Genomic DNA, 13,933 nt, shown 5'->3' on the forward strand with positions numbered 1-13,933 from the left:
CTCTCACCTCAGAGTTTATTCCCTTACTCAGACACAAGCGGGCTTGCTCGCGAAGGCGTCAGCACTGACGACAACTGTCCTCCAGCCCCCAGACACAACAAAGCCCGCACAAGGAGGGCTTTGTTTTGACTCAAACCACACTCAGAAGCGGAACACTTCCATATCCGTGCGAATCGGCGAAGCCATCGGAATCTTCGGCTGCTTCTCTGCATCCGCCGCCGGCGCTGCCGGTTTAGGCGCTGCCTTACGCGGTGCTTCGGCCACCGGAGGCTGGTTGGCCAATGGCTTGAGCGCCACCGACAACTGCTCGGCCAGACGCTGCAGCAGAATCCCCTGCGCCTGCACCTGCGAAGCCGTGGTACCGGCATGCAGCTCCTGCAGATGAACGATGCGGTTATCGCGCACCTGACCACGACGGTCGATCAGACGCCATTGTGCATCGAGGATCGCCGGTTGCTTCTCACCGGAGTCCAGACGCGTGATGGTCAGCAATACCTGCACATCCGGGGCAAATCCCAGAGTGGCGGGTGCCAATACCACACGCTGGCTGTCCAGATGACCGGCCACCTGACGCATCAGCAATTGATCGATATCCGACGAAAGGCTGCCCGCCCAGCGACCGTCGGTCGAGGCTTGCAGGCTGCCGTCCGGTTGACGTTGCAGCAAAGTTTCACGTTGCAGGTAATCAGCAATGACTACCGGACCCAACAAAACCGCCATGCCTGTGCTTTGCGCAGGCTGAGCCGGACTTCCGCTGTCCAGCTGATACAGCGACACCGGCTGGTGAACGCTGCAACCCGCCAGGCCCAAAACGCCGGCGAGCAGGAAAATAAGGGGGCGCAGAGCAGTCATCATCCCGTCCAGGTGGCCGCCACAAGGCTGACCACAGTGAAAATACTCAATAAATATGAAGAACGCTCGGCCACGCCGGCGCTTGGAAAGGCCATATCATCCGTGAATATGCGTTCCGACTCCAGCGCCAAAGCGTCGATCTACGCGTTAAATCGTAGATCGACGCCTCTAGATGGGCGTTTTCGCCTAATTGAGGTTTTCGACGAGCAGTGCATCGACCCGCTGGAAGCCACGTGGAAGCTTGTTGCCACGCCGTCCACGCTCACCTTTGTAGTGTTCGAGGTCTTCAGCTTTCAGTTTATACGGACGTTTGCCTGCTTGCAGGATCAAGGTTGCACCCGCGGGAATCACAGCAATGTCCGTGACAAACTCTTCACGGCTGGCGACACGGTCACCCGGTACACCGATGATCTTGTTGCCCTTGCCCTTCGCCAACTGCGGCAAATCGCTGATATTGAAGACCAGCATCCGCCCCTCGCTGGTCACGGCCGCAAGCAAGTCATTCTCGCGATCAGTCACCGGACGCGGCGCGATCACCTTGGCGTTGTTCGGCAAGCTCAACAGGGCTTTACCGGCCTTGTTCTTGGCTTGCAGGTCTTCGCCCTTGACCACGAAACCGTAACCGGCGTCGGAGGCGATCACATACAGCGCATCGTCTTCCGGCATCAGCACGCATTCGAAGGTCGCGCCGGGTGGCGGGGTCAGACGCCCGGTCAACGGTTCGCCCTGGCCACGCGCTGACGGCAACGTATGCGCGGCGACCGAATAGCTGCGGCCAGTGGAGTCAATTACCACGGCAGACTGGTTGGAACGTCCCGCCGCCGAGGTCTTGAAGCCGTCACCCGCCTTGTACGACAGGCCGGTGGCATCAATGTCATGGCCTTTGGCCGAACGGATCCAGCCTTTTTCCGACAGCACGACGGTAACTTTCTCGTTCGGCAGCAGATCGTGTTCGGTCAGCGCTTTCGCTTCAGCACGTTCGACGATCGGCGAACGACGGTCATCGCCATAGGTTTCAGCGTCTTTGAGCAGCTCGGTGCGCACCAGCTTCTTCAGCTTGGCTTCGCTGCCCAGCAGGGCTTGCAGCTTGGCTTGTTCCTTGAGCAGTTCGTCCTGCTCGTCGCGCAGCTTCATCTCTTCCAGACGCGCCAACTGCCGCAGGCGGGTGTCGAGGATGTAGTCGGCCTGGATCTCGCTGAGGGCGAAACGCTCGATCAGCTTGGTTTTCGGGTGTTCCTCGGTGCGGATGATGTGGATCACTTCATCCAGGTTGAGGTAGGCGATCAGCAAACCGTCCAACAGGTGCAGGCGACGCTCGACCTTGTCGAGGCGGAATTGCAGACGGCGCCGCACGGTCAGCACGCGGAACTCCAGCCATTCGACCAGCAATGCACGCAGGTTCTTCAGTTGCGGCTTGCCATCCAGACCGATGATGTTGACGTTGACCCGGTAGGTCGACTCCAGCTCGGTACTGGCGAACAGGTGCTGCATCAGCGCTTCGTGATCGACGCGGCTGTTGACCGGAATGATCACGATGCGGCACGGGTTTTCGTGGTCGGATTCATCACGCAGGTCAGCGATCTGCGGTGCTTTCGACGGCTTGGCCTGCATCAGCGCGGCGATCTGCTCCAGCACTTTGGCCCCGGAGACCTGGTGCGGCAGCGCGGTGACGATGATGTCGCCGTCCTCGACGTGGTACACGGCGCGCATGCGTACCGAGCCCTTGCCGGTTTCGTACATTTTCAGCAGGTCGGCACGCGGCGTGATGATTTCCGCTTCGGTCGGATAGTCCGGGCCTTGAATGTGTTCGCAGAGCTGTTCGACCGTGGCTTTCGGCTCATCGAGCAAGCGCACGCAGGCAGTGGCGACTTCGCGCAGATTGTGCGGCGGCACGTCGGTAGCCATACCGACAGCGATGCCGGTGGTGCCGTTGAGCAGGATATTCGGCAAACGCGCTGGCAGAACCAAAGGTTCCTGCAGGGTGCCGTCGAAGTTCGGGCCCCAGTCAGCGGTGCCCTGGCCCAGTTCGCTGAGCAGCACTTCGGAATAGCGCGACAGGCGTGCTTCCGTGTAACGCATGGCGGCGAAGGACTTCGGATCGTCCGGCGCACCCCAGTTGCCCTGGCCGTCGACCAGCGTGTAGCGATAGCTGAACGGCTGGGCCATCAACACCATCGCTTCGTAACACGCCGAATCGCCGTGCGGATGGAACTTGCCGAGCACGTCACCGACGGTACGCGCCGATTTCTTGTGCTTGGAATCGGCGTCCAGCCCCAACTCGCTCATCGCATAAATGATGCGCCGCTGTACCGGTTTCAGGCCGTCGCCGATATGCGGCAGGGCACGGTCCATGATCACGTACATGGAGTAGTTGAGGTAGGCATTTTCGGTGAAGTCAGCCAGCGAGCGGCGTTCTACACCGTCCAGGCTGAGATCAAGGGAGTCGCTCATGCGGGCCTCATCGGTTCGTTGTCTGGCGCAGCAGCATGGTGCCACCGCGCTGGGTAAATTCAAGTTTGTTCAGGGCGCTCATGCCGAGCAGCACCTGATCGCCATGCAGCCCCGGCGCCACCAGCGCGCGGACATCCCGCAGCACAATGTCGCCCAGTTGCAGACGGTCGATCTTTGTCCGGTAGCCCTGGCTCAGGCCGTTGGCCGTGCTCAGGGTCACACCGAAACCCTCTTCCAGTTTCAAGCGCTTGGCCAGATCCGCCGGGATCGCCACATCGGTCGCGCCGGTGTCGAGCATGAACTCCACCGGCTCACCGTTGATCTGACCGCTGGCGACAAAATGCCCTTGGGCGTTGCCGGCCAGCTTCACTTCGATTACGCCGCCATGCTGCTCGGACGTGACCACCACGTTCGGATTCTGCTGACGTTCTTCCCACTGGCCGAAAAACCGCGTGGCCAGAAACAACCCCGCGCACCAGGCCAGAATCATCAACACCCGGCCGGCGCGTTTGCCCGGCGGTTGCTGACTCACGGCTTGGCGCTCCAGCCACCTTCAGGCGCGGCGAAGCGCCAGACGATCGGTCGAACCTCTCCGTCGGCGCGGGGGCCGAAATTATTGTCGACGCCGACCCACGCACCCTCAGCGTCAACGATCAATGCTTCTTCCAAGCCGAAGTTCTGCGCGTAACGGCGGTTGGCCTGCAACAATTCAGCGGCGTACGACCAGCAACGCTCGACCTTGGCGGTCTGCGCATCGCGCCGACAAATCTGGAAGGCGTTGCGCTCAAGGGTAAACAATTTGCCGTTGAACAACGAAAGGTCGGAAAAGTCGCGGTCGACCGCTTTGGCGTGCGGGAACTGCGGCGGCTGCATCTCCTTGCCGCCCTCGCTGAGCAGCACGCAACGACCGTCGCAATCCCACACCGTCTGCTGACGCTTGATCAGCAGCAAGCCGCGGTTTTGCCGTTCGCCGGCCAGCCACATCTGATCGCCCGCCGGGTTGATCGCCAGACCTTCGAAGATCGCATTGAAATGCAGGAGCATGCCACTGGCCCGCGCTTCGCGAACCATCATCGGCGAAATCTTCAGCCAGTTGACCGGGCCGCTGACGGGCACCTGCAAGACCGCCGCGTGGCCCTCGCTGACAATGTAGCGATTGCCGTCGCTGTCGCAGCTGATGCCTTCGAAATCGAGGTCGCCACCGCGCACGAACGACGCGGCCCAATTGCGCGAGCGCAATCCCCACGGCAAACCGGTCTCCGGCACCAGCGGCACGTCGATGTGCAAGGCCTCGGCCTGCCAGACCTGATCGGCGGTATTGAGCCGATAGATCTGATCGTCATCGCGGTCCGACACCGTCCACAACTCGCTGCCACACATGGCCAGTCCCGACAGGTTGCCGCCACGCATGCCTTCGACCGGGTGTTCGGAGAGCACGCGCAACTCCTGCAGCGGCTCCGCCGACACGCTCATCGGACTCAGCAGCAACGCACCCGCCAAGGCCCAGCCAAACCGCATCAGGCCAGCACCTCGGCCAGGTTGCCCTTGGATTCGAGCCAGGTCTTGCGGTCACCGGCGCGTTTCTTCGCCAGCAACATGTCCATCATTTCCGAGGTTTCGGCGAAATCCTCGCCCAGCGTCAGTTGCACCAGGCGCCGGGTGTTCGGGTCCATGGTGGTTTCACGCAGTTGCGGCGGGTTCATTTCACCCAGACCTTTGAATCGGGTGACCTGCGGTTTACCGCGTTTCTTCTCGGCCACCAGACGATCGAGAATCCCGTCGCGCTCGGCTTCGTCGAGGGCGTAGTAGATCTCTTTGCCGAGGTCGATGCGGTACAGCGGCGGCATCGCTACGTAGACGTGACCGGCATCCACCAGCGGGCGGAAATGCTGGACGAACAACGCGCACAGCAGCGTGGCGATGTGCAGACCGTCGGAGTCGGCGTCGGCGAGGATGCAGATCTTGCCGTAGCGCAGCTGACTCATGTCTGCCGCACCCGGATCGACCCCGATGGCCACGGCGATGTTGTGCACTTCCTGGCTGGCCAGCACTTCGCTGCCATCGACTTCCCAGGTGTTGAGGATCTTGCCGCGCAACGGCAGGATCGCCTGGAATTCCTTGTCCCGCGCTTGCTTGGCGGAACCGCCGGCGGAATCACCTTCGACCAGGAACAGCTCGGAACGCATCGGATCCTGTCCGGCGCAGTCAGCCAGTTTGCCCGGCAACGCAGGGCCTTGGGTGACGCGCTTGCGCTCGACCTTTTTGCTTGCCTTGAGGCGGCGACCGGCGTTGTTGATCGCCAGTTCGGCCAGCGCCAGACCGGTTTCCGGGTTGGCGTTGAGCCACAGGCTGAACGCATCTTTCACGACGCCGGAAACGAATGCCGCCGCTTCACGGGACGACAGACGCTCTTTGGTCTGGCCAGAGAATTGCGGCTCCTGCATCTTCATCGACAGCACGAAAGCGATGCGCTCCCAGACATCTTCCGGCGCCAGCTTCACGCCGCGCGGCAGCAGGCTGCGGAATTCGCAGAACTCGCGCATCGCATCGAGCAGGCCCTGACGCAGACCGTTGACGTGGGTACCGCCCTGCGCCGTCGGGATCAGGTTGACGTAGCTTTCCTGCACCGCGTCGCCACCTTCCGGCAGCCACAACAGCGCCCAATCCACCGCTTCTTTATTACCGGCGAGGCTGCCGCAGAATGGCTCGTCCGGCAGGCGTTCGAATTCGCTGACCGCGTCCACCAGATAGGAGCGCAGGCCGTCTTCGTAATGCCATTCGACTTTCTCGCCGGTGCCTTTGTCTTCGAAACTGACCAGCAGCCCCGGACAAAGCACAGCCTTGGCCTTGAGCACGTGCTTGAGGCGGCTGATGGAGAATTTCGGTGAGTCGAAGTATTTCGGATCCGGCGCGAAGTACACGCTGGTGCCGGTGTTGCGCTTGCCGACGGTGCCGACGATTTCCAGCTCGGTGGCCTTGAAGCCATCCTTGAAGGTCATCTGGTATTCGTTGCCGTCACGCTTCACGCGCACCCGGACTTCGGTCGACAAGGCGTTGACCACGGAAATACCCACCCCGTGCAGACCGCCGGAGAACTGGTAGTTCTTGTTGGAAAACTTGCCGCCCGCATGCAGCTTGGTGAGGATCAGCTCGACACCCGACACACCCTCTTCCGGGTGAATGTCGACCGGCATGCCGCGACCGTCGTCGCTGACTTCCAGCGAGTGATCGGCGTGCAGAATGACCTGCACCGATTTGGCGTGGCCGGCCAGGGCTTCGTCGACACTGTTGTCGATGACTTCCTGGGCGAGGTGGTTCGGCCGACTGGTGTCGGTGTACATGCCGGGGCGTTTGCGCACCGGGTCGAGGCCCGAGAGGACTTCGATGGCGTCGGCGTTATAAGAGCTAGCGCTGGGAGTGGCCATAGGGTCTCGTCGTCAGTGATTCAATGAAAAAGGGGCAAGACTTCACAGTGCGGTGAAATCGATTGCCTGATACAAATCGGCGCCAATGCCGGCAAAACTCAACAACGCCGGTAATTGTTCGGCAAAACCCTGGTAACCATGGTCGCCGCCGGCCTGAATGCGCAAGGCGCAGGCCCGGTAATACTGCTGGGCGAGGCGATAATCCAGTGTTTCATCGCCGGTCTGCAACCACACCTGATAACGCTGTGCATCCACGGGTGCCGGCACTTCCAGCTCGGCCAGGGCCGTCACATGGTCGTGGGTCAATTCCCAGGTCTCATCGGTATACAGGTTTTTCTGTGTGCCCAGGTAGCCGTCGAACATCCGGTGCGGGCTGACCGCCGGGTTGACCAGCAGGGCTTTCAAGCCGTGGCGCTCAGCCAGGTGAGTCGCATAGTAGCCGCCGAGTGAGCTTCCCACCAGCAACGGCCGGCCCAGCTCGGCAATCGCCTGCTGCAACTGACCGATGGCTTCACGCGGGTGGTGATGCAGCGCCGGGACACGCAATTGGTCGCTCAAACCCAGCCGTTCCATCACCTCGACCAGCTGACAGGCCTTTTTCGAGGCCGGCGCGCTGTTGAAACCGTGGATATAGAGGATCGAACCGGACATTTGAGCTCCCTGGGTGTCGGCAAAAGATAGCGGAGTTTACAGGGAGTCAGGGGGATCGTGGGTGTTTGTAGGGACGCCTTCGCGAGCAAGCCCGCTCCCACAAGGGATTTGCGAACGGCACAGATCCTTTGTGGGAGCGGGCTTGCTCGCGAAGGGCGCGACTCGGTTTTCAGTAACCGTTGGAGCCGTAATCGACGGTGAATTCGAAGTCGGTAACGCGCTCGACACCGGTTTCCAGCCGCCCGTCCGGCAACAGCCGCAACCAGCGATAGCCCGGCGCCTGTTCGCCGACCTTGAAGTCGTGACTGCCGGGCTCGAACTGAATGCAGGTCGATGGCGAGGCCATCAGCCGTACGCCGTTGCGTTCGCGGTCGATCTCCTGATGCACATGCCCCCACAGCACCGCGCGAGCCTGAGGAAAACGATCGAGCACGTCGAAGAATGCTTCGGGATTGCGCAAACCTATCGGCTCCGCCCAGGCACAACCCACCGGCACTGGATGATGGTGGAAACACACCAGATGATGGCGCTCCGGCGCTTCGCTCAGCGAGCGCGCCAGCAGTTGCAACTGATCATCCTGCAGATACCCCGGCACAGAGCCCGGCACCGCCGAGTCGAGCAAGGTCACGCGCCAGTTGCCGACATCGACCACTGACTCCAGCAATGCACTTTGCACCGCGGCCTGAGCCATGATTTGCGGTTCATCGTGATTGCCGGGAATCCAGCGCGCCGGCGCATCGATCTGCGCCGTCATCTCACGAAACTGTTGATACGACTCCAGAGTGCCATCCTGGGAAAGGTCCCCCGTGGCCAGAATCAAGTCGATCCGAGGTTGCTGCCTGAGCACCAGTTCGATGACCTTTTGCAGGCTCTCGCGGGTGTTCATGCCCAGCAGTGTGCCGTCCGCCTCGGCGAACAGATGACTGTCGGATAACTGCACCAGCAGCGCCGGATCGGCGGTGGTCAATGTGGATACGCTCGGCAAGGCGTTCTCCCAGGGCAAAAGCACGGAATCGGTTGAGTGCCGCAATTATGCTGGGGGATGACGCAAAGGGGAAACCGGCGAACCGGACGCAGTTCACAACTAGCGTACGACTTCGTACTCGTGCCCCAGGGCCAGACAATGGCTCAGCCATTCCCCGAGGAACAGATTGAGCTGGGCCTTTTCATCCGGCTGATGCATCGCGGCGTTCGGGTAAGGATAGATGCCGCGAAAGCGTCGTGCATGTTCGGCGCTGATCACCTCGGCCATGCGCGCGTCGTGATAGACCTGCACTTCCAGTTGCGGCACCGGCAGCCACGGCAAACTGTGTTCCTGACGCACCTGCAAAGTGGTGGTGTAGGGGCAGGTCTGCAGCACTTCGAGGGCCAGCACGCCGAGCATCTGCTCGCCCTGGGTCACGGCGATCCGCCGCGCCTCGGGGTCGTTGCGCATGTCCGGCACCAGTCGCATCAGGCGCGCGTAGTTGGCCTCGCAGGCGGCCTGCAGCCCGGCGAGGTCGACTCGATAGCGATCGCGCAGCTTGTTTACGACCATAACCCCCTCACTTCGGCGCGGTTCAGCGCCAGCCATTGCAAGGCGATGATGCTCGCCGCGTTGGCAATGCGTCCGTCACGGACGGCCTGCAAGGCATCTTCAAAGGCCCAGACCGTGACGCGGATGTCTTCTGCTTCTTCCTCCAGCCCATGCAGGCCGCCTACGCCTTCGGTGCTGCAGTGCCCCAGGTACAAATGCACGAATTCGTTGCTGCCGCCCGGCGACGGAAAATATTTGGTCATCGGCCACAGGGCCTTGATGTCCAGCCCAGCTTCCTCCTGCGCCTCGCGGTGAGCAACTTCTTCCGGCACTTCGGCCTTGTCGATCAGACCGGCGACCAGCTCAACCAGCCACGGGTTGTCGGTCTTGCCCATGGCACCGACGCGAAACTGCTCGAGCAGCACCACTTCATCGCGCTTTGGATCGTAAGGCAGCAGGCACACGGCATCGTGACGCACGAAGACTTCGCGGTTGATCTCGCGGCTCATGCCCCCGGCGAACAGCTCATGGCGCAGGTGCAAACGGTCGAGCTTGTAGAAGCCCTCGTAGCAGCGCTCGCGCTTTACAACATCGACGGTGGCCGGAGTGGCGTTGGCAAAATCTGTCATGAGCATCCTCTCTTGCTGCAAATCCAATACGAGGCTGCTTTTGGTTACTGGCGACCTCGACTTCGCGCCATCCTAACGCGCCCGCGATGATTGATGCAGCCCCTTTACCGTCAGCGGGATGGACGGTGGAGGCGAAACCCACTCTAATTAGCTTAGTGGCGAACTGACTGCTTCGGCGAGAGTCGAAGCGGATAACTTTTTGCCTTCCCCTGTTTCAGAAAGGACGCCCATGTCGCTTTTCAAAATTGCCTCCGTGGCCGCCATCGCCCTGACCCTGGGCGCCTGCGCCAACCTGTTCCAGCCCAACTACCGCACGCCGCTGGAAACCACCCGCGATGCGTCGGAAACCCTGAAACCCGGCTGTTCCAACCCGGACTGCCCGCTGGTGAATATCGATACCGTGCACTTCGCGGCCGAGCCTGCGCTGGACGGCATTATCGAAAAACGCCTGCTGCAAATGACCCGCACCGAGCAGAACACAGCGGTGGCGCCAACCCTGGCTGCCTATCGTGATCAATTCCTGCGCAACGCCGGCCCGCGCAACAGCAGCTATTTGCAGGCCAAGGTACGCGAGCAGCATGACGGCTTGGTGATCATCGAACTGTCGAGCTACCTCGACACCGGCGGCGCCCATGGCACGCCGGGCCGCGGTTTCATCAACTATTCGCGTCAGCAGCATAAAGTGCTGAACCTGTCGGACATGTTGCTGCCGGGTCAGGAAGAGGCGTTCTGGAAAGCGGCGCAAGTGGCGCACAACAGCTGGCTGATCAGCACCAAGCTCGATCAGGAAGCGGATTTCGTGAAGAGCTGGCCGTTCGTCAAAACCCCGAACGTGGCGCTGACCTACGGTGGCGTGATCCTCAAGTACGACGTGAGCACCATCGCGCCTTACGCGCTGGGCCACGTCGAACTGAAGATCCCTTACCCGCGTCTGAACGGCATTCTCAAACCCGAGCTGTTTCCGGGCCGTAACTGAACGCCCGACCGAGCACCAGTTGCAACAGCCCTGCCAGCACCAGTGCCGGCAGGGTCGCGCCGACATCCGGATACAGATTCGCCAGCAAGTGGTAGGTGCTGATCCCGCCCAGCCACGCCAGCAGCGCCGGCCAGCGCAATGCGGCTGACGCCACCTGAGCACTGCGCTTGCGCAGGATGAAGTGATCCACCAGCACCACGCCGAACAGCGGCGCGAACACCGAACCGATCAACAGCAGGAAGTTCTGGTACTGCGCCAATGGCGCCAGCAGTGCAATCAGGGTGCAGATCACGCCGATGGCCAAGGCCAGATGCTCGACTTTCAAGCGCAACAGAATCCCGCTCGACACCGCTGCCGAATGAATGTCGGCGAAAGCGTTTTCCGACTCATCCAGCAGAATCAGCAACAGCGGAATGCCCAGACCGGCCCCGGCCAGTGCCAGCAGTAACGCATTGACTTCACCACTCGGCGCAAACGCCAGGGTGTAGGCCACGCCTAGGCTCATCAGCCAGAAATTGCCGATGAAGAAACCGATGGCGGTGCCGCCGAAGACGTTCTTCGCACGCTTACCGAAGCGCGAGTAATCAGCGATCAGCGGCAGCCACGACAACGGCATCGCGATGGCAATGTCGAAGCCCACGGCAAACGGCATTGAGCCGTCTCCGGTACGCGCCCAGAGTGCCGCCAGATCAGCCTTGGCGAACAGATTCCAGGTCAGCCAGATGCACGCGGCGAGGATCAGCCAGATACCCCATTTACGCAGGATCTTGCGCACGAACGTCAGCGGCCCGCTGACCGCGAGCAAAGTCGCCAGTGCGCCGAAGCACAAGGTCCAGAGCATCGGGCTGGCCCACAGCGAACCTTCGCTGAACGCACGGCTGCCGAGCAGACTGGCGGCGTCGCGCATGACGATGATTTCGAACGAACCCCAACCGATCAGTTGCAGCAGGTTGAGCAGCGCCGGCAGGCTCGCGCCTTTGCTGCCGAGGCTCAGTTTCAGTGCGGCCATCGACGACAGACCGGTATCGCTGCCGATCACGCCGACCGCTGCCAGCAGCAGCACGCCAACCAGCGTGCCGAGGAAAATCGCCAGCAGCGAACCGGAAAGGCCCAGACCGGGCGCGAGCAAGGCACCGGTCTGCAACACCATCAGGCCGATGCCTAGGGAGAACCACAGGGAAAACAGATCGCGACCGCCGAACACACGCTTGTCGGCGGGTACGGCGAGGTCGGGGGAATAAGTGCCGGGTTGAATGCTCAAGGGTGTTATCTCAGAGGGACATTTGTAGTTGTGTGTGATCAAGCTGGCCCACTTGTGGCGAGGGGATTCATCCCCGATGGGCTGCGAAGCAGCCCCAAAACCTGAGAATGCGGTACATCTGAAGGACCCGGTTCTCAAAATTGCGACTGCTGCGCAGTCGATCGGGGATAAATCCCCTCACCACAACAGATCAGTCAGGGATCAGACTTTTTTATAGAGCTGACTGCCTTCCTTCTTGAACCGCTCGGCCTGCTCCGCAAGGCCTTGGGCGACGTCCACGTCGACCGCGTCGATCCGCTGGTTGGCCGCGTATTCACGGACTTCCTGAGTGATCTTCATCGAGCAGAATTTCGGCCCGCACATCGAACAGAAGTGCGCGACCTTGGCCGAGTCTTTCGGCAGGGTTTCGTCGTGATACGAACGCGCGGTGTCCGGGTCCAGACCGAGGTTGAACTGGTCTTCCCAGCGGAACTCGAAACGCGCCTTGCTCAGGGCGTTGTCACGAATCTGCGCGCCCGGATGCCCTTTGGCCAAGTCCGCCGCATGCGCCGCGATCTTGTAGGTGATGATCCCGGTCTTCACGTCATCCTTGTTCGGCAAGCCGAGGTGTTCCTTCGGCGTCACGTAGCAGAGCATGGCGCAACCGAACCAGCCGATCATCGCCGCACCGATACCCGAGGTGATGTGGTCGTAACCCGGCGCGATGTCGGTGGTCAGCGGGCCGAGGGTGTAGAACGGCGCCTCGTCACAGCACTCCAGCTGCTTGTCCATGTTCTCTTTGATCAACTGCATCGGCACGTGGCCCGGGCCTTCGATCATGCACTGCACGTCGTGTTTCCAGGCGATCTTGGTCAGCTCGCCGAGGGTTTCCAGTTCGCCGAATTGCGCTTCGTCGTTGGCGTCGGCAATCGAGCCCGGACGCAGGCCGTCGCCCAGCGAGAAGCTGACGTCGTAGGCCTTCATGATTTCGCAGATTTCGTCGAAGTGGGTGTAGAGGAAGTTCTCTTTGTGGTGCGCCAGGCACCACTTGGCCATGATCGAACCGCCACGGGAAACGATGCCGGTCACGCGCTTGGCGGTCAGCGGCACGTAGCGCAGCAGCACGCCGGCGTGGATGGTGAAGTAGTCGACCCCCTGCTCGGCCTGTTCGATCAGCGTGTCGCGGAACAGCTCCCAGGTCAGGTCTTCAGCAACGCCGTTGACCTTCTCCAGCGCCTGATAGATCGGCACGGTACCGATCGGCACCGGCGAGTTGCGGATGATCCACTCGCGGGTTTCGTGAATGTGTTTGCCGGTGGACAGGTCCATTACAGTGTCCGAGCCCCAGCGAATGCCCCAGGTCAGTTTCGCCACTTCTTCTTCGATGGACGAACCCAGGGCGCTGTTGCCGATGTTGCCGTTGATCTTCACCAGGAAGTTACGGCCGATGATCATCGGTTCCAGTTCGACGTGGTTGATGTTGGCCGGGATGATCGCGCGACCACGGGCGATTTCTTCGCGGACGAATTCAGCGGTGATTTCTTTCGGGATGCTCGCGCCGAAGCTGTGGCCGGCGTGTTGCTGGGTCAACAGGCCGGCGGCGCGGGCCTCTTGCAGCTTCATGTTTTCGCGGATGGCGACGTATTCCATCTCGGCGGTGATGATGCCTTTGCGCGCGTAGTGCATCTGGCTGACGTTGGCCCCGGCCTTGGCCCGGCGCGGGTTGTTGACGTGAGCAAAACGCAGTTTGGTCAGTTCAGGGTCGGCGAGGCGCTCCTGGCCGAAGTTCGAGCTCAGGCCTGGCAGACGCTCGGTGTCGCCACGGTCGTCGATCCACGCCGAACGCACGTCGCCCAGACCTTTGCGCACGTCTATCACCACGTTCGGATCGGTGTAAGGGCCCGAGGTGTCGTAGACGGTGACCGGCGCGTTGATTTCGCCGCCGAAATCGGTCGGCGTCACATCGAGGGTGATTTCGCGCATCGGCACGCGGATGTCCGGGCGCGAGCCCTGAACGTAGACTTTTTGCGAACGGGTGAACGGCTGAACCGACTGCTCATCGACCTTGGCCGAGTCACTCAGGTTGATCGCGTTTTTTGCTTTTGTAGTCATCACGGGCTCTCCAGACAGCATCCAGGCAATGGATTGTCGGAGCAGAACCTGAAAGGCACGGACGCACCAGGACTGGTGCTG

General features: G+C 61.4%; 12 protein-coding genes. 1 reads left to right on the forward strand and 11 read right to left on the reverse strand.

From position 1 onward, the window contains the following. Positions 1–141: 141 nt before the first annotated feature. From QRN61_RS27235 to QRN61_RS27275, 9 genes are all read right to left on the reverse strand, one after another. On the reverse strand, positions 142–852 hold the full coding sequence (locus tag QRN61_RS27235; RefSeq protein ID WP_095138104.1) for a PqiC family protein: 711 nt from the start codon (positions 850–852) through the stop codon (positions 142–144). Positions 853–1,038: 186 nt separating this feature from the next. Beyond that, complete coding sequence (gene parC, locus QRN61_RS27240) at positions 1,039–3,303, reverse strand: DNA topoisomerase IV subunit A (protein ID WP_097087101.1); 2,265 nt, start codon at positions 3,301–3,303, stop codon at positions 1,039–1,041. 7 nt (positions 3,304–3,310) lie between these two features. Continuing rightward, the gene (locus QRN61_RS27245; protein WP_027611396.1) at positions 3,311–3,835 is read right to left on the reverse strand and encodes a retropepsin-like aspartic protease family protein; all 525 of its coding nucleotides are present in this window, start codon (positions 3,833–3,835) and stop codon (positions 3,311–3,313) included. After that, complete coding sequence (locus tag QRN61_RS27250; RefSeq protein WP_285376385.1) at positions 3,832–4,821, reverse strand: esterase-like activity of phytase family protein; 990 nt, start codon at positions 4,819–4,821, stop codon at positions 3,832–3,834. The genes QRN61_RS27245 and QRN61_RS27250 overlap by 4 nt, the downstream gene beginning before the upstream one ends. After that, positions 4,821–6,728, reverse strand: a complete 1,908-nt coding sequence (gene parE / locus QRN61_RS27255) for a DNA topoisomerase IV subunit B (protein WP_095138100.1) — start codon at positions 6,726–6,728, stop codon at positions 4,821–4,823. The genes QRN61_RS27250 and parE overlap by 1 nt, the downstream gene beginning before the upstream one ends. 42 nt (positions 6,729–6,770) lie before the next feature. Next, the gene (locus QRN61_RS27260; protein ID WP_096794752.1) at positions 6,771–7,379 is read right to left on the reverse strand and encodes a YqiA/YcfP family alpha/beta fold hydrolase; all 609 of its coding nucleotides are present in this window, start codon (positions 7,377–7,379) and stop codon (positions 6,771–6,773) included. A gap of 169 nt (positions 7,380–7,548) precedes the next feature. Further along, positions 7,549–8,364 carry a 3',5'-cyclic-AMP phosphodiesterase gene (cpdA, locus tag QRN61_RS27265; RefSeq protein WP_096794750.1) on the reverse strand — a complete coding sequence of 272 codons (816 nt, stop codon included), beginning with the start codon at positions 8,362–8,364 and terminating at the stop codon, positions 7,549–7,551. 99 nt (positions 8,365–8,463) lie between these two features. Further along, positions 8,464–8,916, reverse strand: coding sequence for a DUF1249 domain-containing protein (locus QRN61_RS27270; RefSeq protein WP_007967395.1), 453 nt, complete (start codon positions 8,914–8,916; stop codon positions 8,464–8,466). Next, a complete protein-coding gene (locus QRN61_RS27275) occupies positions 8,907–9,524 on the reverse strand; it encodes an NUDIX domain-containing protein (protein ID WP_027611392.1) in 618 nt (205 codons plus the stop codon). The genes QRN61_RS27270 and QRN61_RS27275 overlap by 10 nt, the downstream gene beginning before the upstream one ends. 229 nt (positions 9,525–9,753) lie before the next feature. Between QRN61_RS27275 and QRN61_RS27280 the strand changes: the two genes are divergently transcribed. After that, positions 9,754–10,500 carry an RsiV family protein gene (locus QRN61_RS27280; RefSeq protein WP_096794749.1) on the forward strand — a complete coding sequence of 249 codons (747 nt, stop codon included), beginning with the start codon at positions 9,754–9,756 and terminating at the stop codon, positions 10,498–10,500. Here QRN61_RS27280 and cytX read toward each other — a convergent pair. Then, positions 10,469–11,761 (reverse strand): putative hydroxymethylpyrimidine transporter CytX, encoded by a 1,293-nt coding sequence (gene cytX / locus QRN61_RS27285; protein ID WP_285376394.1) that lies wholly within the window; start codon positions 11,759–11,761, stop codon positions 10,469–10,471. The two genes, QRN61_RS27280 and cytX, sit on opposite strands and share 32 nt — an antisense overlap. A gap of 201 nt (positions 11,762–11,962) precedes the next feature. Further along, a complete protein-coding gene (gene thiC, locus QRN61_RS27290) occupies positions 11,963–13,852 on the reverse strand; it encodes a phosphomethylpyrimidine synthase ThiC (protein WP_096794747.1) in 1,890 nt (629 codons plus the stop codon). Positions 13,853–13,933 lie beyond the last annotated feature (81 nt).

Source organism: Pseudomonas sp. lyk4-TYG-107 (assembly GCF_030209055.1).
Lineage (GTDB): Bacteria > Pseudomonadota > Gammaproteobacteria > Pseudomonadales > Pseudomonadaceae > Aquipseudomonas > Aquipseudomonas putida_A.